Below are 22,687 nucleotides of genomic sequence, written 5' to 3'. Positions count from 1 at the left end.
TGTTTTTTATTAAATTTTTGTCAGATTAATCATATCATTCTTTTATTCGAATTCTTTTAGTAACCTAAATAGAAAAGACGCCACGTAGTGGTAATACCCTTTCTAAAAAAGACATAGCTCCCCTTTGGTGGGAAACTATGTCTTTTACCTATATACTTATTTTACATAAAGTTGCATTGGATAGGAAAGATATTGAAGTTCACTTAACTTTTCAACTGTTACAAAGCCAGCAGGCGCATTAAGGATTGTGGGAATCCTATTAACTATGTTTGCACATGTATGCTCCACGGTGGCTGGTTTTTTTACAAAGAATGTAGTATCTGGCTCTCCGATAATCTTCCAATCACACATATCACCGTCATCAGGGCCATATACTTTACCAATACACTGGGTCTCAAGGATAGGACCTTGGAAAGTTTCTGTGGTTACAACTGCACTCATTCCAATACAATTACCCTTAGGGATTACGCGGCCAAGAGTCTCGGAATACAGATCCGTCTCATAAAAATAAGGAACACATTTTTGTGTCTGAGATTTGATCGTCCAGCCCATCTTCGAGCATAGAGCTTCATTGGAATTCCATACATAACTTGGTTCCAATGTTTCAGGATGAGCAATCTGTGCTTCAAACTCTTCTGGGGTTAGGCCTGCCCCATGAGCTTGTGCTAAAGCTAATCCATAATCCTCTACATTATAACTTACAGCACCTTCTATTCTGTCAATCCTATGTACACCGCCTGCTACACATCCAATCATATTGATCCAATAAATATCCTGCATTCCTGCACCTACGATTGTGCAGTTATGTTCCTTTGCAAGTTTATCAAGCTTATTTGTGATGGCAGAGGATGTCGTCCATGGATAAATTGCTTCTTCACAAGTAGTTACAACATTAATACCGCGCTTCACACATTTCTCAAAATGAGGATAGACACTTTCCTTAAGTTCTCGAAGTATTTTCTCGTAGGTAGCAATTCCATAATCATAGAAATTAATCCCTGAATCAATATAGTAAATTTGTCTTTTGGGTATGTATTCCAATACAATTGATCCATCTGATGGAGAACATTCATACCTTTCGAGGCTTTCTACAGTACGATCAATTGCTCGTTTTTGATACTCAAGTTCCTTAATCTGATGATCCATCTGATTCTTTCGTTGGCTTAAAATATCCTTGATGCTTGGCATGTCACTACAATCTAGCTGCTTTTTAATTTCTTTCAAATTCATACCAAGCGATTTCATGTATTGTATCATGTCTAACTGAGCACTTTGTCTGATATCATAGTATCGATAACCATTGGATTCATCACGGCGGCATGGAGATAATAGACCGATTTTATCATATAACCTAAGTGTCTGTTCCGAGATATGGTTTAGCTTTGCCATTTGTCCTATCGTAAGATTTTCCAATATTGTCCACCCCCCTGACTGAATTATAATCCTAAAAAATTATAGTTGCAATAAGGTTTGTAACTATGAAATGCCTTATCCTATAAAAATGGTCTATCAAGCCGTTTATCAAATGCATGATTCTGCCTTAGCATTTTGTGCCACCCCACATTATTAAGTCCTAAATCACATAATAACTGAAATAGAAACGTTTGGATCTTTGATAACTCATATGGTTTCCCTAAATCTTCAATTATATTTTGATCAAAAGCATGAGTTTCTTCATAAATCTTGCCTAAATCATTTATTTTCTTTAACACCTTTTTAAACATTTTGGGGAACATATATATTCCAGCGGCTTCTCCCTTGGAAACAGTGCCCAAATAAATATAATTAAGCTGTTTTGCTAAAGATGCAAAATAGCGTTCTACATACTTTTCCTGTGCTGTTTCTACAAAACCTGCCTGTATAATAAACCCAAGGTATTTCCCTTGTATGGATGCCGGTTTTAAATGTTCAATAAAATTCATCATGATTCCAGGCATAGCATGAATGTAAAGAGGTAGAATGATAATTACTGTATCATACTTCTCTATATGATGTGCCAGTTCTTCTAAATCAGAATTTGCAATACATTTTATATCACAGGGCGTTTTCATGCCCCGCACAAATTCTTCACTTATAATTCTTGTATTACTGTTTCGTGCATTTCCTTTTGGTGATCCGTTTATAATAATTGTTTTCATTTCTTATAACCTCCAACTCCAACAAAATCTTCAATAGGCTTAACTATGATGTTTTTTGAATAAAATTGGTAAAACACACGATTGATGTATCTTTCGAAAATTTCTAGGCCATCGTCAGTTTGAAATTGCCCATCATAGTAAAATTCTATATCAGGGTATTTTTCATACCTTTTTACATGCATGGACTCGCCCGTTTTATAGGTCGTATATGGAAGGTAGAGAGGTATCATGCGATCCAAAAGGCTTTTTAGATTGCCTGAGATAAATCCCTTTGTTACTTTCGCTAAATAAATAGCTTTATCTGCTGTTATATATTCATGATAAAATTCGTTTAAGTCATTAAACACGCATTTTCCAGGGGTTTTCCACCAGCAAGTCCAGCAACCGACACAGTGGGTAACCTCTATTCTTGACAGGTCAAAGGTATAGGTATTTGCAATTGAAATATCTGTACATTCCTTAATTACTACGGTTTTCATATCCTACTTTCCTCCTTAAATTTGAATCTGATTCAAGTATAAAGTAGGGGGTAACACCCATGTCAATATGTCAATTATTCAAAAGGAATAAAAATTTCTATGTAAGATTTAGCCTTATTTTCCTTATATGTAATAAGACGTATCATAGCGAAAGCTTCTCCTAATAGCCTCAGACCATGTGTATTTGCATATTCAGATGATAGTCTGTGCATTCTTTCCATTAAATCTTCCTGCTCATTTTGCTGTTGTATTTCTTCCGTAACTGTATATAGGCACTTAGGATATTCCAGGAAAATATCATTTTCATTTTTAACTTTAGTAGCATCAACTATTAACATTTTTGTTCCAGTAACACTGTTTTTATTGAAGGTAATGTAGCGTATAATTTGTGACAGCATATCATTATTATTGGAATTCATAATATCTATTACATTTTCATATTCTTCAACCGCAATAAAATCCGACACCTCTCCATTTACTCTGTACAAGGGTAACGGCTTAATAGTAAATTCATTTAAGCTACTGCTCAAATCTCTATTAAATAATTGCGCCTGTTCAATCCTTTTCATCATGCACTGCCCATCATATATCACTTTTTCAAGCTCTTTTTTCTTGTTCTCAAGTAGGTATTCTATATCCTGCACATCACTTTTCTTTAGTAAGTCTTGAATCTGGTGAATTGACATACCCCGCTTTTTATAGAAATCTATAATCATTATGTTATATATATCAAAAATATCATAGCTTCTATAGTTGTTTTCACTATTCTTTTTGGGACTTAATAATCCTTTCTCCTCATAAAAACGTAATGTATCTCTTGTCACCCCTAGATAGCTTAACAGTTCACCCGTACGATATTTTTTAAGCACTTCACACAATCTTGCGCCTACCTCCCTTTTTCTTTTTATTTTGAGATTTCTAAAATAAATTTACCTATTTCAATTGCACAATCTTCACTTTGAGGATATACTCCTACATTGTCTGTAATCGATTTACAATTTACTTTATACACAGCTTATTTTTTATATGTTTTTACACGTTCATCTATAATAATCCCGTTAAAGTTCATGCCATAAGCAAAATCATATTTATGACCTTCTTCATCAATATAACATTCCATATCATGAGCTAAATCTTCCTTTTGCTCTTCCACTGTTTTCATATCTTTTGGCATTTGGAATGGAAGTAATCCACTCGGCTCTTTCGTTCCACTCATAATGTCTAAAATTGCTTGTGTTTGAACATTAAAGTTAAGTAGAATTGAATCAACTACATTTTCAAATTCCCCGACTACTGTAGGGTTTTTACAATTCATAGATACAATCACTGGTTTATTATTCATTGCAGTTTTTGTCTCTAAAATAATATCTAAATCCTGTTCATTCGTAGCTGTGTTTGATTTATTTTTATAACTTCTACTTTCTCCTATATCACTAGCAATGCTCTCTTCTCTCGCATACTCTGCTGTGTAAGGTCTATATTGAAGCGTTACTGGTATATATCCCTCTTCTTTTTTATACCCAACACTATCCGGTGATTCAATAAACACCATTGCAAAATCTGCATCTTCTGGTTTTTCAACTACTGTATAATATTTTTCAACAATCTTCTTTTCTACTGGGAAAACTTCACTTGCTGGTATTACATTTCCAAACCAATCCACGCCTTCCTTTAATCTACGCTTTGGAATATAAACTTTTTTATTACGATTGATTGGTAGTATATTATTTTTATTCTTAAGCATAACGATTGATTTAATTTGTGCATTGTAACCTTCTTGCATAAAATCTTCATTACCAACTATATTCTCAGACTCTTTCGGATCTACATATGGATTTTCAAACAAACCTGTTCTAAAAATATTTCTAAGTAATCTTTTTGCAGATGTTTCGAATCTATTCCGCATAAATTCTTCACCATGCTCTTTCACACCCATATCATAAGCATCTAAGATTGGTTGCATATCATTGTTTCCACCAAACTGATCAACTCCTGCCATCAATATTTTATAATGGCGTTTCGCTTCCCCCATCGTTTCTACTCCCCAGCATTTACCAACTAAAAACGAATCAATAGTAGGTGCATCTTTTGTAATCATCCAATCGGTACATACAACACCATCATAGTTATATTTATTACGTAGTAAATCTGTAATGATAAGCTTGTTATATGAATTTCCTACATTTTCATTATATTTGTGGTCTTGATCATAAGAAATAGTATAATAAGGCATTACTGCTGATGCTTCCTTCGTTCCATTTTTTAATTTAAAGGCACCATCCGTAAATGGTACTAAATGTTCATCAAAATTATTCCCAGGATAAACAGCATATTTTCCATAACCATAATGTGCATCACGCCCAGCTTCTCCACTTCCTCCACCTGGCCAATGCTTAACCATAGCATTTACACTGCCCCTGCCCCATCCGTTTTTTTCTTCCGTTGTTTGAAACCCGTCACAATATGCCTCTGCCATATCTCTAGATAATATGGAATCTTCTCCAAATGTACCATTAAAACGCATCCATCTAGGTTCTGTTGCAATATCAACTTGTGGTGATAGTGCAGTTGTAATTCCTAATGCCCTATATTCTTTCGATGCAACTTGACCAAATCGTCTTACTAACTCAGGATCAAAGGTAGCAGCTAAACCTAGCGGTTCTGGCCATTTAGAAATATCTCCACCGGCTCCTGCATTAAACTCTGTATTAGCACTTGGTGTATGACGTGGATCTGAGCTATTATTTGCAGGGATTCCAAGTCCTAATCCCTCTACAAAGGCTTGAACATTGTTATTCCACGTTGCAGCCGTCTTAGCATCATCTACAATAGTTAAAAGAATATGACGTAAATAATCTTCTTTTAAAAAACTTTTTTGTTGATCTGTTAAATCACTTATATCTTTTCCACTCTCCTCTAGTGATTTTCCATCATAAGTTCCACCAAACATTTTAGCAAATATGCTATCTTTAGTTGATACTGCTTGATGCCCACTATATAACATTAACCCTGCTATTTCTTCTTTACTCATTTTACTTGATAAATCATCAATTCTCTCTTCTATTGGTAAACGCCAATCTTCATAAGGATCGAGAACTCCATTTTTATTTAAATCTTTAAATGCAAACCCATCAACTTCTAGTATTGATATCCCTGATTCCTTAGAATAGGCAATCTCTATTCCTCCTTGACTTTTCACATATCTATAATTATCTTTTTCTATAACTGCATATTTTTTCATAGAATCCTCCTTATATTTTTATTAGCCATTGGTACTCCTCCTTTATATTAGAAACAATTATAACACACTCTTTTATGAATATGCAAAATGTGGTTTAGTTGTATCATATTGACAAGAATAGAGTGCAATTCCTTGTTCAAGAAATGCACTCTATTCTTGTTCTTCTATTCACTTATTCAATAGTTTAAGTGATAATTTTCTTAACAGTGATAGATATCACATAATCTTAGAAATCTACTTTATCCGGATGAAGCCCCGAACTTCCACAATCGGTTAGTCCATCAATCTTGTTTATTCTGTTTTTGACCATTTGATAATACAATCATATTTCTTAAGAGTATTGACATTTATGCTTGGGCTTATTTTAGCTTTTCCGAACTCTTGGATATCGTTTAGTTGATTTTATAAGAATTGATTGTAACACAATTAATAATACTTCTTGATACAAAAGCCCCCGGGTATTATACCTATACTCGAGGGCTTTTATCACTGATTTAAGCACGTTTTACTGTGTTCGATTCGAGATTTCGTTCTCTATAAAATCCTTGGAAATATACATTGCACTTATGATAGGGTTGAATCGCTTGTATTGAACCGTTTCTTTGTCATACTTGCTTTGAGCCTTCTCGGTTTTGCTTATGATTGAAAGCACAGGTGGTAATGCTTTTTCTTTTCTACCTTTACAATTTTATTGTTTTTGTTGCAACATTTTCACAAAATGCTCTATCATGCTCTACAAATAAAATTGTAGGTTCATGTTCCATTAGCAATTTCTCAATCTGCATACGAGAAATGACATCGATAAAGTTCAATGGTTCATCCCAAATATACAAATGTGCCCGTTCACTCAAGCTTTTAGCAAGCAATACCTTTTTCTTCTGTCCTCCACTAAAGTCCTCGATATTCTTTTCAAACTGTTCTCTTGAAAAATCAAGTTTTATAAGCATCGATTTAAATAAACTCTCGTCAATACATTGTTTATCTGCATACTCAGATAAGTTACCATATAAATCTGAAGTATCTTGTGAGACATATGAAATGATTAACTTATTATTCATTCTTACAGTCCCACTATGGGGGATGCCTTCTCCATAAATTAATTTCAATATACTTGATTTTCCGCTGCCATTCTTTCCTTGAATCGCAATTTTTTCACCTTGCTCTATAGTGAAGCTTATTCCTTCACAAACAATTCTATCCTCATATTTAATTGCAACATCTGTAAGTTCTACAAGTTTTTTATCATGGAAAGTAAGCGGTACTATTTCTAAACTTTCATTCGATTCAATATTTTTAAGGAGCTTCGATTTTTCTTCCATCATGTTTTGTTGTCTAGCTTCTATATTTTTAGCACGCTTCATCATTTTTGCAGCTTTATGCCCAACATATCCTTTATCTAATTTGCTCCCAGAATTGGTAGTTCCAAACTTGCTGCTTTCAACACTATCTGACCATGTAGATGTCCGTTTAGAAGAGCTTGCAAGTCTGTTAATATCCTTTTTCAATTTTTCGTTTTCTGCTAGCTCAAAACCATCTTGTAATTCTTTGTTTCTCCACCATGAAGAAAAATTTCCTTTTTGTATTTCAATATTAGTTTTATTAATAGACAAGATATGGTCAATACAATTATCCAAAAAAGACCTATCATGTGAAATCAGAATAAATCCTCTCTTTTTTTTCAAGTAATTACTTAGTTTTTGCCTATCTTCAGCATCCAAATGATTGGTAGGCTCATCAATTAGCAAGAAGGAATTCTCCTTTAAAAACATAGCAGCCAACAATGCTTTGGTCTGCTCTCCTTTCGATAGTGTGTTAAACTGTCTATATAAAGTATCGTAGTCCATATCTAACAAAGATAATTCTTTTACTATTTCCCAATCCATTAAATTTGGGCTAATCTCCCTTATGACATCTATGGTGTAATTGCTTTGATTCTGCACCTCATAGGGAAAATATTCAAAAGTTACATTAGCTGAAATGTTTCCAGCATATTCGTATTTCCCAAGCAAAAGATTTAAAAAAGTAGTTTTTCCTCTTCCGTTTCTTCCAGTAAAGCCTAATTTCCAATCGGTATCTATTTGAAAACTTACATTTTCAAAAATATTTTGATAGCTACCTTCATAAGCAAAGGTTAGGTTCGTAACATTTATTAATGACATATTTTGTCCTCCTCAGTATTTAATATTATAAATAACAAAGTCGGAACAATAGGCGACCTTGTTATTCCTCCATATAAGTGTCGTCTGCAGTATCCGACTCTATATGGAGATTATCATGTGTTAGCGAAGTATCTTTATTTATCATAATATTATTTCCCTCCTTGTTTGATTTTTTATAAAAAAATAAGAGCCGCAAGAATTAAATATTCTTACAGCTCATAGATATACGTAGTTAAACTAATCATGATAGCATAACATAAGTGTATATAGTAAGAGAAAAAAGAATAACTTTCTTGCATTAGTACAACAAAAACAAACAGAATGAACCTGTTTAACTTTGTATTAAATGTACTTTAAAAATTAGCAAGAAAAATTAATCATTTTTTCACCTCAAACTTCAAATTTTTTATCATTATACTATTATGTGTCGCAAAAGTCAATAAAGAGTGAAAAGGGAGCGAGGAAGGTTGTCAACTAACGTGCTGATGTCAGAGAAAAATTCAGCAAATCATAGTAACCGGATTCTCCCGTCTTTTTATACACAATTATTCCAATCTGATCATTTTCATAACTTTGGGTTGCGTAGTCACTATTGCTTTTTAACGATCCACTGCCAGAAAGACCGAGATAGGCTTCATATTGTTCAAGCAAATCCAATATGTTAGTACTGCTAAAATCAATCGTCTGAGTAATCAAGCGGATTTCTGCCCACCAAATTTGGCCCGTATACGCGTTCAGTGTTAGCAGTATCGATACTTCACGATTGCTTGCACTAACGGACCAGAAGCTGTACGCCGGATCCGAGGCGGGGGAACCCTCCGCGGGGACTACTACTCTGGGAGCCTGTGTATCGTATAAAACCGCATTTATCTGCGTGAAGTCACTCTCGAGGAGGTCTTTTGGCAAAACGCCGTTTTCACAAAAATACGATAACCCGGAATTTGCCGCCTTAATCGCCTCTTCCATCGTTAGCTGACCATCATACGGATCATGATAATGCTGCCTCTGGCTTGATTGCCAAACTTTGAGAATATTTGCGATTTCCTGAGTGCTCAGGGTAACCTTTGCCGGTTCGGCACCTAATTCAGCTTCCGGAGGTTCCGTAGCGCTTATGGAATGCACAGTATTCATCAGGTCAAAATGTTGTCGGTTCAGCAGCTCATTTGTTAAAAGCCAGCCCCCGAACACAATAAGCAGCGAGAAAACGGCTACAACCGCTGTGAGTATACGTCGCTTAATCACCCGATCCACCACCTTCCAACGGTAAAAGAAGAGAGACCGTCGTTCCCTTGCCCTGCACACTTACAAACTCCAACCGGCTGCCGTGTATTTGAGCTATTTTTGAAGCAAGCGAAAGGCCGAGGCCGGCGCCGTGCTGTTTTCTGGATCGGGACTTGTCCACCATATAAAATGCCTCTGTGATGCGGTCGAGCTCGTCTGCCGGTATACCGCACCCGTTATCCGAAGCGCCGATGCGATAGCCGTTCGCCGTAATTTCCCCGGTCAGGATAATTTCCGCGCTTCCCGCTTTGACCGCGTTGTCTACGAGATTGAGCAGAAGCGTTTTGACAAGGTCGTAGTCGACTCTGATATAGGCTTTCACCGTTTCCAACCTGAATTTTATATTTTCATTTAATAACAACGGCCTCAGCGTTTCCGCGATATTCTGCAGGAGCTCGTCTGCAGGAAGTTCCTCAAGGACAAAATCCTGTCGGTTTAAAACGATTAGATCCATTAGCTTGAGCGAGAGTGCCTCGAGGCGGAGGCCTTCATCCATAATGTATGCGACCGCATTTCTGGTATCCTCCCGGGACAATGAATTCTGATAGATCATATCCGCATAACCTATGACCGATGTCAAAGGTGTTTTCAGTTCATGGGCAAAATTGGAGACAAAATCCTCCTTCTGTTTAGCAGCATTTGAAAGCTCTGCGATTCTATCCTCAATCGTTTCCGCCATCGTATTGAACCTCCTTGAAAGTTCTCCCATTTCATCATTAGAAAAAACCTTCAGCCGTTCACTGTAATTACCGTCGGCGATCCTAGCCGCAGCCACCGACATCTTTCGGATTGGACCGGTCAGCAAAGCAGAAAAGATCATAACCAGGATAATGCCAAAGCCTATCGTGACGAAATAAATAGTACCGTAATTCTGGATCATTTCTTCTTTTTGGTCGATAACGGCCTGAATATCGGTTGCGGTCAGGAGATAAACCGTCTGGCCGCTCTGTGTAATCTTACCGAGCACTAAAACGTAGATTCTATCCCCGATTTGCTCTATTTTGTTGATGATTTTTTGATTTAAGTCATAGTTTGATATATTGAAACCCGGATTAGAGGGAAAGGTCGAATAGATGGACATCTTATCTTCTCCAAAAACAGAAATGTAATTCCCGCCGCTTGATAAGCCAGGCAAATTCTGACCTGCGAGCTTTGAAAAGCTTGTAGAAATCGGATCAGATAAATTGTTTTTATTGATTTGATCGCGTCGATTTAGAAGATCACCCTGAAGCAAAAACTTAATATACTGATACTGATCCATTGCGCGCTGCGTTTCCTGATCAACCGCATTTTTGTATGACAACGTTATGAGCAGATATCCGGACAGGGACAACGCGACGCTGAGGACGATCATTGCGCAGAGAAAGATTTTTGCAAACAGCTTCATTTTAATACCTCAAGCCGATAGCCAATTCGAAATACTGTCTTGATACGATCTTCCCATTCCAGCTTTTTTCGCAGACGCTGGATATGGGTATCAAGTGTCCGTGTCTCGCCTGTGAATTCACCTTCCCACACCCGCTCATATAGCCAACTGCGCCGAAGCGCTACATTTTTATTTTGAATTAATTGAATCAACAGTTCAAACTCTTTCACGGTCAGCTCAATTAGTTGGCCGTCTTTTCGTACCTCACGGGAATTCAAATCAATCGTTACGTCATACAGCTCAATTTTCCTTTCGCTTTTTCCAAAACGCCTAATGACTGCCTCCACACGCGCCAGCAGTTCTCCCACCTGAAACGGTTTGGAAATATAATCATCAGCTCCGAGTCGTAGCCCCCGGATTCGATCATTGATATCGGTTTTAGCGGTGATAAAAATTACGGGTGTTCCCAATGGACGTATGTACTCAAATAATTCGTATCCATTGATTTTCGGAAGCATGATATCTAGTAAAATCAGGTCATAGTTATTATTTTCAATGAGGTCGGCTGCTTCTTCCCCGTCATAAGCACGCGTACAGCAGTATCCTTCATCGCTCAAGTTTATATAAATTAATTGATTGATTGCCAGCTCGTCTTCTACAATCAAAATATTCAGCAAGTGATCCACCAGCCTTTCTATGCTACAAAGATAATTAAAGAATAACACGAAGTTGTCTCAAAGATGTTAACACGCTAATGTAAAACTAACATTTTTTCCCTTACACCAATACAACAGTTCTATTTATAAGTATAACTCTTTTTTGCTGGGTTGTAAATTTTATAATGGTATTTCCTCCCAGACAAGAATGACGGACGGATATGGCAAATAAGAGTGGCGCAAATCTTTTCATTACCTTTATTACATCTTTGACACAACTTTTACGCAGCTATGCAACAACCGCCTGCTAACATGAAAATGTCGGCGATAATATTCTATTCAAAAAGAAGGAGGGTTCTATGAAAAATAAAATGAACATACGATTTACGCAATATTCAATACTTTTTCTGGCTGTTGCGGTTCTGGTGATTGGTACTTTAAATCGGGAGTATGTAGCAGTGTTTAATAAAGCAATAAACATATGTCTGGAGTGTATTGGCATTGGTTAAAAAATCTAAACGTACAATAATTCAGTGCTTGTCTGCCGTTTTGATGAACGCCAATTTCGCCGGCTTTTGGAAGGGTAAGATTTTCACTGGAAGAAGCAAAAACCTCTGCCTGCCGATACTTAACTGTTATTCCTGTCCCGGGGCTCTTGGAGCTTGCCCTGTCGGCTCCCTCCAGGCATCGGCAGGATGTTCGCCTTACGGCATATCCTTTTATGTGCTTGGATTTTTAGCTCTTATGGGAATATTGTTTGGAAGACTTTTGTGTGGATTTCTCTGCCCATTTGGGTTTATACAGGATCTTTTGTACAAAGTCCTCCTTCCAAAACTAAAAATCCCACAAAAACCTGATCGGATCATGCGGTTTGGCAAATACCTAGTGCTAGCCATCCTTGTAGTACTATTGCCGTTATTGGCTGCAGATTCCTACGGATCCACGGTTCCGTTTTTCTGTAAGTATTTATGTCCCGCAGGTACCTTGGAGGGCGGTATTCCTCTGGTCAGCATGAATAAGCCTCTTCAAGCCACCATCGGCTGGTTATTCTCATGGAAAATGCTTATTTTAGTGGTTGTAATTCTTTCCTCTATGATGATATTCAGACCGTTTTGCAAATATTTATGTCCATTGGGTGCTTTTTACTCACTGTTCAGTCGTTTTAGCTTTTATCGCTATTACATAAACCGGAACAAATGCACTGACTGCGGGATATGCAGCAAAATCTGCCCCATGAATGTGGAACCTGTGAAAACACCGAACCATACGGAGTGTATCCGCTGTGGTTTATGTAAGAATAAATGCCCTAAAAATGCAATTCAAGTAGAAAAAACAACAAATAAATTTTCGGAGGAAAATCATGAAAAAAAATATTATGAGTAAGATATTTACTGTTCTCTTGTGCGCATTCATGCTCACCGTACTCTTAACCGGCTGCACACAAGGTGTAACTTCAAAAAATGACCAAAGTACGGTACGTCAGGAAGAAAACTATGATTATACCGATTATAAAGACTACACTGAAGATGGTTTGGGCATCACACTTAAGCTACCGGGCAAATATTTCGATAACGAAACCATCATACCGGGTAAATATGAAGTGATGTTTGGCGATATTTCTCTATTGGGGAAGGATATTCCCAAGGCTGAAACCGACCCTTCCGACCATTTAGATATATTCTTCATGCCTCAAAAGGGTGAATACTGCCCGTTCAAAGTTCTGGCATATTCTGCGGAAAAGTGGGATGGATGGATGAATTCCGGTAAAAATGCCGCTGACATCACGAAGTGTGCCGCCTCGGAGGAAATTTGCCGGAAGGACGGCACCGTATATATATACACACAGACCACAGTTGACACCTCCGCCTTTGATTCCAATATGAAAGTAGATTATGACGAGATCATGCAAATGCTCCCAGCCATAAAGGCAAGCATAAAACCTGCAACATTCACCGTAGGCGACCTAGGTGCATTTTCTGCAAATGATCTAGGCGGCAAACCTGTTGACAACTCCATTTTTGCGGAGTATAAACTGACAATGGTCAATATATGGGCTACCTTCTGCCAGCCTTGCATTAAGGAAATGCCCGATTTGCAGAAAATGAGCGAAGACATGCCGGAGGGTACCCAGCTGATTTCCATTGTAGGCGATGTAAAAGATGAAGAGCTTTTAAAACTGGCCCAAAAAATTGTCAATGATACAGGTGTCTCTTTTACAAGTATCGTGCCCGACAATTTACTGAAGCAGTACCTTGACAATAATTTAGTTGCCTATCCGACCACACTGTTTATTGACTCGGAGGGAAAAATTATAGGAGACCCCATCGTTGGCGAACGGGATATGTCTGTATACAAGGAGGTGCTGAATGACAGATTGACCCAAGCCGGTTCAGGATCCAACAGATAACACGCTACACACCGGACGTGTTTCAGAAAAGAATGGATGGTAGAAATTCCTCATGGTTAACGTTACTTACAACGGGACACACGGTAGGGCGAAAAACGATAAGGACGCGTCGCATAACGACACGTCCTTTTTTTCTAAAATTATTGGGTGTTCAGTTTATTTATAGCGCGTTGGTGCTGCAGGATAATTCTTCGTCTTCCAAGTAAGATATCTACCTGCCTGATCATCGGATAACATAAAAAAGTTTCTTTGGTTAGGAGAGCTTGAATCCCCTGTTGAATCCACGTGATAGTATTTACCATTAATTTTTACTAAATTCCACGCATGACCTATCCCATTGAGTTTATCAGCTCCATGAATAATGATATTCTCAACTCCGGCAAGATCTAATAAAATATGTAGTGCTTCAGCATATCCGTCACAAACTGCTATTTTATATTTCAAGGCTCCATATGCAGTGTGTGAAACTCGAGGTATATTAGTATTCGAATCATAATAAATCTCATGTGTTACATAATCATAAATCTTATCAAGCTTTTCATAATCCGACATAGAATCATTAATGATATCTTTCAGAATTGACTTTGCCTCTTTTACGCAATAATCATTTTCTTTTTTCAATTGTTCTTTTGTTACCTCATACGGCTTAATAAACCATGTTAAATCAGTTTTTATGTATCCCCAAGAATTAAATTCTTTTACAGGGGCAACACCGTTCTTAAAGGAATCCGCACATGTAAATTCAGGTATATTAAGCCAGGTTCCATCTTTTTTAAGAAAACCCCATTGATCAAAAAAAATATCACCATTACCGTGATTTATAGCTATAGCAGCATAACCCTCACTAAAACCCTTCGCTTCTACAAAGGGATATTCCACACCTTTACTAGGGCTATAACTCTTAATCAACTTACCTTTCGAGGTAAGATAGGCATACAGGTTTTTTCTATTTGGGTATTTATCACTTCTATACTCAATTAATCCAATTCCCTCGCTTACACTGATTATTTCACCCGGGAGTTTCTTAGTGCCTTTGTCAAGCACTATATAATGGGTCCTTTTCAGAATATCCCCAGAAGCATCTTCTTTAAAGAGACACACAAATGGCTTTACATAACTTGGCATTCCATCATATTCGGGCTTTATAAATGTGCCTTTCTCTGTAATAACCCCATATTTTAGATTATCTTTACCAGTATAATTCTCTCCATTAGAAATCGTAGCTCTAGTATTCCCTATACCCACTTGTGACAAATAATACTTTGACTTTTGAATCGGCTTACCCTTTTTGTCTATCGTTGATACATAAGAATTGTCATCCGTAACAATGGCAAAGCTATCTTTAAATTCATAGGCTGCAGTATACTGAGGCTTAATAGAAAAGGTGCCATTTGGCTGAATATAGCCCCATTTCAGTGCTTCTGAATCTTCTAATACTGCTGCAAGGCCTTCACTAAATGGTTTAGCACTAAGAAATTTAGGCTCTATAATCCATTTACCTTTTTTATCTACATATCCATATAATCCGTTGCTTTCCTCATATTTTGGACTTAAGCTTATTTCCGATTTAGAATTTGTACTCATTATTTCCAACGTAATATCATCGGTCACACTTTTTTTAGCTGCATATGCACTATTATCGCTTAATAAGGTTGTACTAATTATAATGAACATAATAATGACTAATTGTACATTTTTTTTCACAGTAATTACCATGCCTTTCTTCAAAACCTGCAAACTTTGGGCTGCAAGCACAATATTTGCAAAGTGAATTAAAATTCATATTGTGAAAAATCTTGATTTTTCACAATGTCCCTGTTTTTATCCTATGAACTGTCAGTTCCATCTTATTTTGCCGGATTTATTTACATATCCTAATTTATTATTTTTATAAAAATATCCTTCTCCATTATGAAATACACTGGCAGAATTAAGTTCAGGCAGAACCAACCAACTACCATCTTCCTTTATATATCCCCAGTAATAAATAATATCTGAATCTGTAATTACCTTTACCGGTGCGACTCCATCAACAAATTTAAAATTTGAATTTTTCGCAGCTTCCTCTTTCACTTTTCCAGCTGAAGTAATACAATAATATTTATTACCTTTCCATGCACTTGCCATTCCATCTTCAAATTCTGAAACCGTATCATAAATCGCTTTGATAACAATTTTTCCGGTCTTGTCAATAAATCCGAATTTATCTCCTATTCTTACAGGAGCTAATTTTTCATCGAAATCAAAAGCGCCATTAAACTGGCAATCGATAACAAGCTTACCCTTTGTATCAATATATCCCCACTTGCCTTTCGATGACTGTACAGCTGCTAATCCGTTATGAAATGATTTCGCTTGTGAATACTTTGCATCCTCACCAAATGCATAATCTCCTTTTTTGTCAATGTATCGATAATAGTTGTCTTTATAAACACAAGCATATCCATCACTAAAGTCATAGCCATGATCAAATTCCTTGTTTATTCGCTTCCCAGAGGTATTGACATAACTTGTTTTCATGTTTAGCATCACTCTGCCCATTCCATCTGAAAAGGGATTCGTATTATCAAATAGCTCAGATGTTATCTGTTTTCCTTTTTTGTCAATATAGGTTTCCTTATCATTTACTCTGATACTTCCATAATCCCCATGAAAACTAATAGGTCCATTTGACATAGGTTTTATTTCTGTGCCATCAACAAAAACGAGTCCCATCAAGTCATCTAATTTTGTATGGTAATATGGCTCAATGCCATCATAATATACACTATCATAAATCGGTTTCACTACATATTTTCCATCTTCGCCCAAATATCCAATCTTGCCATTTAACTTAATGTAGGCAACGCCATTCTCAAATTCACTAATCGTATCGAAGTCAACCTTAAATATTGGTTTACCCTTACTGTCTATAATGACTTCTTTACCATCCTTTTTTACTTTTGAAGCACCTTTAATACTATTGAAAGGATACATGTATTCATAATCCTTATCATATTTATTGCTACCGTCATCATTCAGAATTATTTTCTTGCCATTTAATATCGCTTCTATCTTGTCATATAAGATATATACTTGATCATAAATCGGTTCCGCTTTATATGTTCCATCCCTATTTAAGATTCCGTACTTACCATCTTTCTTAACAGTTGATAATCCTTTATGAAAAGCAGTAATTTCATCATATTCTATGGGTGTCAGTAAGCTGGCATCTGAATTAAGATAACCGTACTTTCCATCCAGCTTAATGTGACAAGTACCATCCTCAAATTCTCTTATTTCATCATACTTAATATCAAGGATGTATTTACCATCAGTACCTAGAACACCATATTTTCCATCCTTCTCAACCTTACCAATTACATTATTGATTCCGGCAAAATGGTGAATCCAATCAAAGGTAGGTTCAATGACCTTATCATTAAAAAATAGTACTCCATATTTTTCTTGCCCATCAACCTTGCCTACAAGCTCAACGTAATGGTCCATAATTAATATTTGATTATATTTTGGTTCAACTAATTTTTTTGTTTTTAAATTGTAGATTCCATATAGATTATCTTTATCGACAATCGCATAACCTTTTTTCATATTATAATCGCTTAACGAAATATCATTGTACTTTAGATCAATTAAAATGTTTCCTTTGCTATCAATAAGGCCATATTTAAAATTATCGCCTTGTTTCATTCCAACTATAGCAAAACCATTTTTCATATCGGTAGCATAATCGAACTGAGGTTTAAAAAGATAACTACCATCCTTTTTTATGTAACCATACTTCATACTACTAAGGCTTTTCCCCATACCTACAACGGCTAAGCCTTCACTAAAACCATTCGCATAATTAAACTGTAGATTAATTACTGTCTTCCCTTTTTCATTGATGTATCCATATTTCCATATACCTTCCCATACTCCAACTACTGCATAATTTTCGCTGAAGCAACCTGCATAGTCAAGCTCATAACTCAGTGCACTGGCCTTTGCAGGAGAAAAAGCTATTCCTGAAATCAGGATACTTAAAGTTACTATTATTGATACTATTCTCTTCATTGTACTAATCCTTTCTTTGGTATTATAAAAAACGTCCGAAGGCGTATTCTATCAATAACTTTACTTCAAATAATAGTAATATTTATGTACTTTTATCATCTAATTAATGTACCATGTTCTACCATTATGGTCAATAATAGTTCAATTATTGTAAATCTGTTTGCCTCTTGTATAAATAATCATCATAAGCAGCCTCCATCAGAATATAAAATGCCTGAATTTCCGGAGCCGTTGCCGGGGCATTGAAATCAGGTACTCCGCAGGAGCCTTGAATTAAACCATTCTGATCCACCCTTAAATATGCAGCTTCTCGCATTTTATCAGCATATTCAATATACTCTTTATTTAACCAGCCGTTTTTAACACTCCTGTATATTGAATAACTGAGCATTTGAGCCAGATTTGAATCAATAAATGTAGAGGAATCATCTACAATGTCATGAAACAGACCATTTTCACATTGGTGAGCCAGACATCCATCTATTACTTCCTTTAAATACCCTATAAGCTGACTTTTCTCAGTTTGCATCTTCTCTGGTAAGACCTTTAAAACGCTGACCATACCGGCTGCCGCCCAACCGTTTCCTACTCCCCAGTGGAGTTCACGTGAAAAGCATCTAAGGTTATCATCCCACTGGTGAGCATAAAGCATCTTTTCGCTATTCCATAAATATTTTCTATAACCTACAATCTGTTTTACAGCTTCTTTCGGATATCCTGCTAGCGCTAGAAATGGTGGTGCCATATAAAAAGAATCCACCCAAAATTTTCCTTCGTTCTCGTTGTGATAAATTATACCGTCACTAGATTTTGGTGCCCTATAAATTAGATATTCCAACATTTTTTGAACTGCAGTCTTGAAAATTTCTTCTCCAGTAATTTCAGCTGCCCGTAATACTACTTCCCCGTTTGCCGCAGGATCGGTAGCTGCTCCTCTTTCATACTTCATTCCGAGTCTTCCATCTGTAGACTGATTGGTCACTGCTTCTCTTGCCATAAGCGTGGCCATTTCAATATCGCCAGCTTCCAGAAATGCCTGCGCTACTACACCCTGCTCCCAAGGCCAACGCTGCATAGCAAGTGTAGCCTTTTTTACTTTCTCTAATTTTTCCGCTCTAAGCATAAATTACTCCTTTTGAAAAAACTTAGTTCTGTCATTTCATAGATAAAACTAGTTTACCATATTTTACTATACAATAATAAACTAAAATTACAAATTGAGTAATTCGAAATCCTTTCATCAATTGAGCAGTTATATTATAAAGCAGACATTCTTACGTTTCTAGTATTTACTTTCATAACTTTATCGCTCCTTTTGTATTGTTCAAATCTTCTAAGAGTTCCATACCATCGTGAGATCACTTCTTTTGTTTCCTCGTCAATCTGTTCAGTCAAAATCGCGAATCCTTCTCTCAAATAGAATGATACTGCCCGCTCATTTCTTTTATAAACATTCAAAAGAAGTTTATTATTCCTCTCTTTGACATAATCAAGCAGTTGACTACCAATTCCTTTCGATTGATATTCTGCATCGACAAAAATTCCCTCGATGTAATCTCCGTTCAGTCCAAGAAACCCTTGAATCTGACCATTGAAATCATGCACATAAATGGTTGCTTGCGGCATCATTTTTTCGACTGTGGCATAGCTATCTATCCAATAGCTACTATTAATAAAATGATGCACCTTGATATTTGTATTAAGCCATATCTTCATAATTTGTTCGATATCGATTTCTTTAAAATCTCTGATCATAATTAATATACTTTCTCCTTTTCGCCGGCAAATGGTAATTTTGACTTACCGCATTTTATTATCGTTTTGAGTAATGAAACACAGCAATTCCATCATTAACGGTGTATTTATCAAGATGTAGCTGTATTGTTGGATTGTTCCCTAAAAACAGTGGACGGCCTTTTCCAAGTATCGTTGGTATGATTCCAACAATATATTCGTCTATAACATTAGCTTTAACAAAGTGATCTACCAGACCGCCACCACCAAACAGAAATATATTTTTACCACTGTCCTTTTCTTTTTCTAATATTCTGACTATATCGCCACGGATAAAACGAATATTACCCTTATCTTCTTTCTCATCACTTGTAGCTACATATATTGTTTTTGTTGAATAGTCTTTAGCAAAACCCTGATCATAGCAGTTTTTGCCCATAACAACAATATCAATGCCCGCAAGAAACTCTTCAAACTCACTTCTTTCGGCTGTATCAATAGAGGTATCGCCTTGTCCCACAATCCAGTCAAAGCCGCCGTTTTCATCAGCAATATATCCGTCAAGGCTCATTGCTAAGTTCATAATAATTTTTCCACTCATTTTTCTTCTCCTTTATAAATTCTAATCGTTCTACTCACAGCGTTGTAATTCTCATATACAACAATTAGATTGTCAATTAATGTTGTAACTGAAGCGCCAAGTGTCAAATACTTTTATTTTTTCTGTTATAATTTTGTAAGCTGCAGCAGCTTTGTACCGGTGTTTGAGTTTCTGAAGGTTATGCTATCGTACAAAGACGAGCCAACAATCTTTGACCAACGTGTTCTCGAAAAAGTCTTTAGAGGTGCAGACCAAAAAACAACCCTACCAAAATATGCAACCGTTTCATATTCAGGTTTTATTTCGCCTACTTCCTCAAATACCTCCTCCACTGTTATCGGCGGTATTATAAATATTGGATTATGCTTTGAATCCTTATCCTGCCCCCACCATAAAGGAGCGTGATCATACGCAGCCGATAGATCACTTACTGATATGATTGAAACAGGTCCTAGGTCAGAAATGGTATATCCCATTCCTTTTTCTTTTGTTAATATTCCCAATTCACAGAATTGCTTAATTACGTAAAGCACATAGCGGTAACTAATATTCATGTATTCGCTAACCTTATTATCATTTGCTTTAAAGTCTATTTTCGTTCTCCATTGTTAGAAGCATATAATTTTCTATGAAATAGGACATGAAAGTTTCCTCTCTCATGTCCTTTGTTTTTAGCTTATTTCTTTTATTTTTCTATCATTTGATAATCGTCACCACATGCACTTGGGAATACAAACAAGATTCAAATGTTTTTATAAGCCTCTTCAACTCCTTTATGGGTACATCAGTAGCATCTTCTATCTTCTATCTTCTATCTTTTATACTTCTAGAATACCGCTGGGAGCAGTAAAATCCAAGCTGCCAAGCTTTCCGATTATTCTGCCTTGTTCTGTATCCAGCAGAAAGCAGACTACCTGATGGGAATTCTGGTTACATACCAGCAACTTCTTGCCATCCCCAGAGAGTATCATATGTCTTGGATGCTGTCCTCCACAATCATATTCTTCAAGATAGCTTAACCTCCCATCACTACCTGCCGAGAAGAGTGCAATGGTCTCCGCTCCGCGGTTAGCCGCATACAGGTAGGCATTATTTCGGGAGAAGCAAAGGGTAGAGCAATTACTTCTGCCGTTAAATCGGCCCGACAAGGTAGAAATTTGCTGAACCAGCCTGTCCTCATCCTTCAGGTCATACACCAGTATCTCATTGGAATACTCTGTGATTACATAAAGATATGACTCATCCTCTGAGTACAAGGCATGCCTTGGACCGCTGCCCTGCGGAGCCTTTATGATTCGCTCCAAGGTCAGGTAACCCTGGTTTACTGCATAGATAAATATACGATCCAATGCAATATTTACTGTAACCAGCCTGTCTTCCTTACGATTTAACAGGACACAATGAACACGGGTCAGTGCAGTACCTTCCTGCTGAATCTCCTGATGAAGGATATCACCAAAGTGACCTGGCTCCACCTTCACAGCAAATAAGGTACCGGTGCCATAGCAAGCTCCAAACAACGCTTTATTCTTTGCGGAATAAGTAATATGACACAACGCACCACCGTCTATCCTCTTATGATCCAACAGCCGATAGCCCTGTCCTTCTCGACCGTAAAGATAGATGACCGCGTCATCATTTTCTGTAACAGTAAACAGATATCCGTCTCCCTGGCATAAAAAGCTTGGGTTCACCACGCTGTCCTTCCAGCTCTCATGAAATGTCCCATCTTCCTTCAATATAAAGCCTTTGATGGTATCCGCTGTCTTTACTCCATATCCTGATATAATCAGCTCCATAAGTTATCTCCATTTATTTATTATTCTATGATAAGGGGTGTCAAAAGGACGCATCATTCAAATGATGCGCGACTATATTGCAGAAACTACATGTGAAAAAAAAGCTTTTCAGCTGCTGTTATTGTGCAATAAGTCTATGCTACATAACAGCATAATCTTTTGCTTAAAAGTTTTTAATGATACTCTCATTTTAAAACATAGTAACCATTATGTCTATGAATTTAAGTTGAGTGACACAATTTCTAGCTCCCACGATTGATAATTGCGCTAACCTTATGATCATTTGCTTAACCGTCGCTAGCATATGCTGCAGTTAATTCTAATCATGCTAAAAAAAAGAGCATAAATTTGAAGTCTATTTTTCACCAGTATCCACCACTACTTTACACCGTAGTCCAGTAGCAACAGGATCATCAAACCAAAGAGTATAGACCTGAAAGACATCATTATCTAATAATTGAATAAGACCACTAAGATTCTCAATAACGAAGATACCATTCTTCTCTAGCATTCTGTCAGCAGGCTCGTGCTCTTTTCCACGGCGTATTCCTGAACAGTCAATTCCCAAAAAGCGTAGTGGTTGATTAGAAAGCCACTGTATTAACTCGTTAGATAACTGCGGATGTTCTCGAAAATAATCAGCTGTACCATATTTCTCTCTTCCACTCCGACCAGTGTGTATTAGAAGAAATGCATTTTCTGGTATATGTAAATCTCCAATATCAGACAAGGAAATTTCACGATGTTCTGCAATATCCGATACATCCCAA

Annotated in this window: 20 protein-coding genes; 3 read left to right on the top strand and 17 right to left on the bottom strand. The window is 36.8% G+C overall.

Translation table 11 applies throughout. From position 1 onward, the window contains the following. Positions 1-156: 156 nt before the first annotated feature. The 9 genes from RTP52_RS04810 to RTP52_RS04770 form a co-directional block, all read right to left on the bottom strand. Positions 157-1,413, bottom strand: a complete 1,257-nt coding sequence (locus RTP52_RS04810) for a MerR family transcriptional regulator (protein WP_312369556.1) — start codon at positions 1,411-1,413, stop codon at positions 157-159. A gap of 80 nt (positions 1,414-1,493) precedes the next feature. Next, the gene (locus tag RTP52_RS04805; RefSeq protein WP_312369555.1) at positions 1,494-2,138 is read right to left on the bottom strand and encodes a flavodoxin family protein; all 645 of its coding nucleotides are present in this window, start codon (positions 2,136-2,138) and stop codon (positions 1,494-1,496) included. After that, positions 2,135-2,617, bottom strand: coding sequence for a flavodoxin family protein (locus RTP52_RS04800; RefSeq protein ID WP_312369554.1), 483 nt, complete (start codon positions 2,615-2,617; stop codon positions 2,135-2,137). The genes RTP52_RS04805 and RTP52_RS04800 overlap by 4 nt, the downstream gene beginning before the upstream one ends. Positions 2,618-2,691: 74 nt before the next feature. Continuing rightward, positions 2,692-3,486, bottom strand: coding sequence for a MerR family transcriptional regulator (locus tag RTP52_RS04795; RefSeq protein ID WP_312369553.1), 795 nt, complete (start codon positions 3,484-3,486; stop codon positions 2,692-2,694). Positions 3,487-3,632: 146 nt separating this feature from the next. Continuing rightward, positions 3,633-5,858, bottom strand: coding sequence for a glycoside hydrolase family 3 protein (locus tag RTP52_RS04790; RefSeq protein WP_312369552.1), 2,226 nt, complete (start codon positions 5,856-5,858; stop codon positions 3,633-3,635). 680 nt (positions 5,859-6,538) lie between these two features. Beyond that, positions 6,539-8,017 carry an Lsa family ABC-F type ribosomal protection protein gene (locus RTP52_RS04785; protein WP_312369551.1) on the bottom strand — a complete coding sequence of 493 codons (1,479 nt, stop codon included), beginning with the start codon at positions 8,015-8,017 and terminating at the stop codon, positions 6,539-6,541. Between the two features lie 474 nt (positions 8,018-8,491). Continuing rightward, a complete protein-coding gene (locus tag RTP52_RS04780; protein WP_312369549.1) occupies positions 8,492-9,259 on the bottom strand; it encodes a hypothetical protein in 768 nt (255 codons plus the stop codon). Beyond that, the gene (locus tag RTP52_RS04775) at positions 9,252-10,685 is read right to left on the bottom strand and encodes a sensor histidine kinase (protein WP_312369547.1); all 1,434 of its coding nucleotides are present in this window, start codon (positions 10,683-10,685) and stop codon (positions 9,252-9,254) included. Before RTP52_RS04775 ends, RTP52_RS04780 begins: the two co-directional genes overlap by 8 nt. Continuing rightward, complete coding sequence (locus RTP52_RS04770) at positions 10,682-11,341, bottom strand: response regulator transcription factor (protein WP_312369545.1); 660 nt, start codon at positions 11,339-11,341, stop codon at positions 10,682-10,684. Before RTP52_RS04770 ends, RTP52_RS04775 begins: the two co-directional genes overlap by 4 nt. A gap of 338 nt (positions 11,342-11,679) precedes the next feature. Here RTP52_RS04770 and RTP52_RS04765 point away from each other — a divergent pair, with 338 nt between their 5' ends. Genes RTP52_RS04765 through RTP52_RS04755 form a run of 3 tightly spaced genes read left to right on the top strand, consistent with a single transcriptional unit; the run spans position 11,680 to position 13,727 of the window. Further along, positions 11,680-11,829 carry a CD1871A family CXXC motif-containing protein gene (locus RTP52_RS04765; RefSeq protein ID WP_312369543.1) on the top strand — a complete coding sequence of 50 codons (150 nt, stop codon included), beginning with the start codon at positions 11,680-11,682 and terminating at the stop codon, positions 11,827-11,829. Next, positions 11,822-12,703: a 4Fe-4S binding protein gene (locus RTP52_RS04760; RefSeq protein WP_312369541.1), complete on the top strand. Its 882-nt coding sequence runs from the start codon at positions 11,822-11,824 to the stop codon at positions 12,701-12,703. The genes RTP52_RS04765 and RTP52_RS04760 overlap by 8 nt, the downstream gene beginning before the upstream one ends. Further along, on the top strand, positions 12,681-13,727 hold the full coding sequence (locus RTP52_RS04755; RefSeq protein WP_312369539.1) for a TlpA family protein disulfide reductase: 1,047 nt from the start codon (positions 12,681-12,683) through the stop codon (positions 13,725-13,727). Before RTP52_RS04760 ends, RTP52_RS04755 begins: the two co-directional genes overlap by 23 nt. A 156-nt stretch (positions 13,728-13,883) precedes the next feature. Here the strand turns inward: RTP52_RS04755 and RTP52_RS04750 are convergent, their stop codons facing one another. The 8 genes from RTP52_RS04750 to RTP52_RS04715 all read right to left on the bottom strand — a co-directional run. Then, a complete protein-coding gene (locus tag RTP52_RS04750) occupies positions 13,884-15,455 on the bottom strand; it encodes a WG repeat-containing protein (RefSeq protein ID WP_312369537.1) in 1,572 nt (523 codons plus the stop codon). A 108-nt stretch (positions 15,456-15,563) separates the two neighbouring features. Further along, positions 15,564-17,783 (bottom strand): WG repeat-containing protein, encoded by a 2,220-nt coding sequence (locus RTP52_RS04745; RefSeq protein ID WP_312369535.1) that lies wholly within the window; start codon positions 17,781-17,783, stop codon positions 15,564-15,566. Between the two features lie 145 nt (positions 17,784-17,928). Next, positions 17,929-18,906 carry a glycoside hydrolase family 88 protein gene (locus RTP52_RS04740; RefSeq protein ID WP_312369534.1) on the bottom strand — a complete coding sequence of 326 codons (978 nt, stop codon included), beginning with the start codon at positions 18,904-18,906 and terminating at the stop codon, positions 17,929-17,931. A 134-nt stretch (positions 18,907-19,040) separates the two neighbouring features. Next, positions 19,041-19,538, bottom strand: a complete 498-nt coding sequence (locus tag RTP52_RS04735) for a GNAT family N-acetyltransferase (RefSeq protein ID WP_312369532.1) — start codon at positions 19,536-19,538, stop codon at positions 19,041-19,043. A gap of 58 nt (positions 19,539-19,596) precedes the next feature. Then, the gene (locus RTP52_RS04730; protein ID WP_312369531.1) at positions 19,597-20,118 is read right to left on the bottom strand and encodes a dihydrofolate reductase family protein; all 522 of its coding nucleotides are present in this window, start codon (positions 20,116-20,118) and stop codon (positions 19,597-19,599) included. A gap of 125 nt (positions 20,119-20,243) precedes the next feature. Beyond that, positions 20,244-20,672, bottom strand: coding sequence for a DUF1697 domain-containing protein (locus RTP52_RS04725; RefSeq protein WP_312369530.1), 429 nt, complete (start codon positions 20,670-20,672; stop codon positions 20,244-20,246). Between the two features lie 264 nt (positions 20,673-20,936). Beyond that, positions 20,937-21,917 (bottom strand): lactonase family protein, encoded by a 981-nt coding sequence (locus tag RTP52_RS04720; RefSeq protein ID WP_312369528.1) that lies wholly within the window; start codon positions 21,915-21,917, stop codon positions 20,937-20,939. Positions 21,918-22,272: 355 nt separating this feature from the next. After that, a partial coding sequence (locus RTP52_RS04715; RefSeq protein ID WP_312369526.1) for a cyclase family protein occupies positions 22,273-22,687 on the bottom strand: 415 nt, incomplete at its 5' end.

This window comes from Lachnoclostridium sp. (assembly GCF_031997925.1).
Taxonomy (GTDB): domain Bacteria; phylum Bacillota; class Clostridia; order Lachnospirales; family Lachnospiraceae; genus Lachnoclostridium.
This window is presented reverse-complemented; position numbering and strand designations above follow the sequence as displayed.

Bases quoted from the DNA above. Each gene is read 5' to 3' on its own strand.
- RTP52_RS04785 (WP_312369551.1), bottom strand. From the start codon at position 8,017: ATGTCATTAATAAATGTTACGAACCTAACCTTTGCTTATGAAGGTAGC.
- RTP52_RS04720 (WP_312369528.1), bottom strand. From the start codon at position 21,917: ATGGAGCTGATTATATCAGGATATGGAGTAAAGACAGCGGATACCATC.
- RTP52_RS04725 (WP_312369530.1), bottom strand. From the start codon at position 20,672: ATGAATATTAGTTACCGCTATGTGCTTTACGTAATTAAGCAATTCTGT.
- RTP52_RS04805 (WP_312369555.1), bottom strand. From the start codon at position 2,138: ATGAAAACAATTATTATAAACGGATCACCAAAAGGAAATGCACGAAAC.
- RTP52_RS04740 (WP_312369534.1), bottom strand. From the start codon at position 18,906: ATGCTTAGAGCGGAAAAATTAGAGAAAGTAAAAAAGGCTACACTTGCT.
- RTP52_RS04745 (WP_312369535.1), bottom strand. From the start codon at position 17,783: ATGAAGAGAATAGTATCAATAATAGTAACTTTAAGTATCCTGATTTCA.
- RTP52_RS04730 (WP_312369531.1), bottom strand. From the start codon at position 20,118: ATGAGTGGAAAAATTATTATGAACTTAGCAATGAGCCTTGACGGATAT.
- RTP52_RS04800 (WP_312369554.1), bottom strand. From the start codon at position 2,617: ATGAAAACCGTAGTAATTAAGGAATGTACAGATATTTCAATTGCAAAT.
- RTP52_RS04735 (WP_312369532.1), bottom strand. From the start codon at position 19,538: ATGATCAGAGATTTTAAAGAAATCGATATCGAACAAATTATGAAGATA.
- RTP52_RS04775 (WP_312369547.1), bottom strand. From the start codon at position 10,685: ATGAAGCTGTTTGCAAAAATCTTTCTCTGCGCAATGATCGTCCTCAGC.
- RTP52_RS04755 (WP_312369539.1), top strand. From the start codon at position 12,681: ATGAAAAAAAATATTATGAGTAAGATATTTACTGTTCTCTTGTGCGCA.
- RTP52_RS04790 (WP_312369552.1), bottom strand. From the start codon at position 5,858: ATGAAAAAATATGCAGTTATAGAAAAAGATAATTATAGATATGTGAAA.
- RTP52_RS04765 (WP_312369543.1), top strand. From the start codon at position 11,680: ATGAAAAATAAAATGAACATACGATTTACGCAATATTCAATACTTTTT.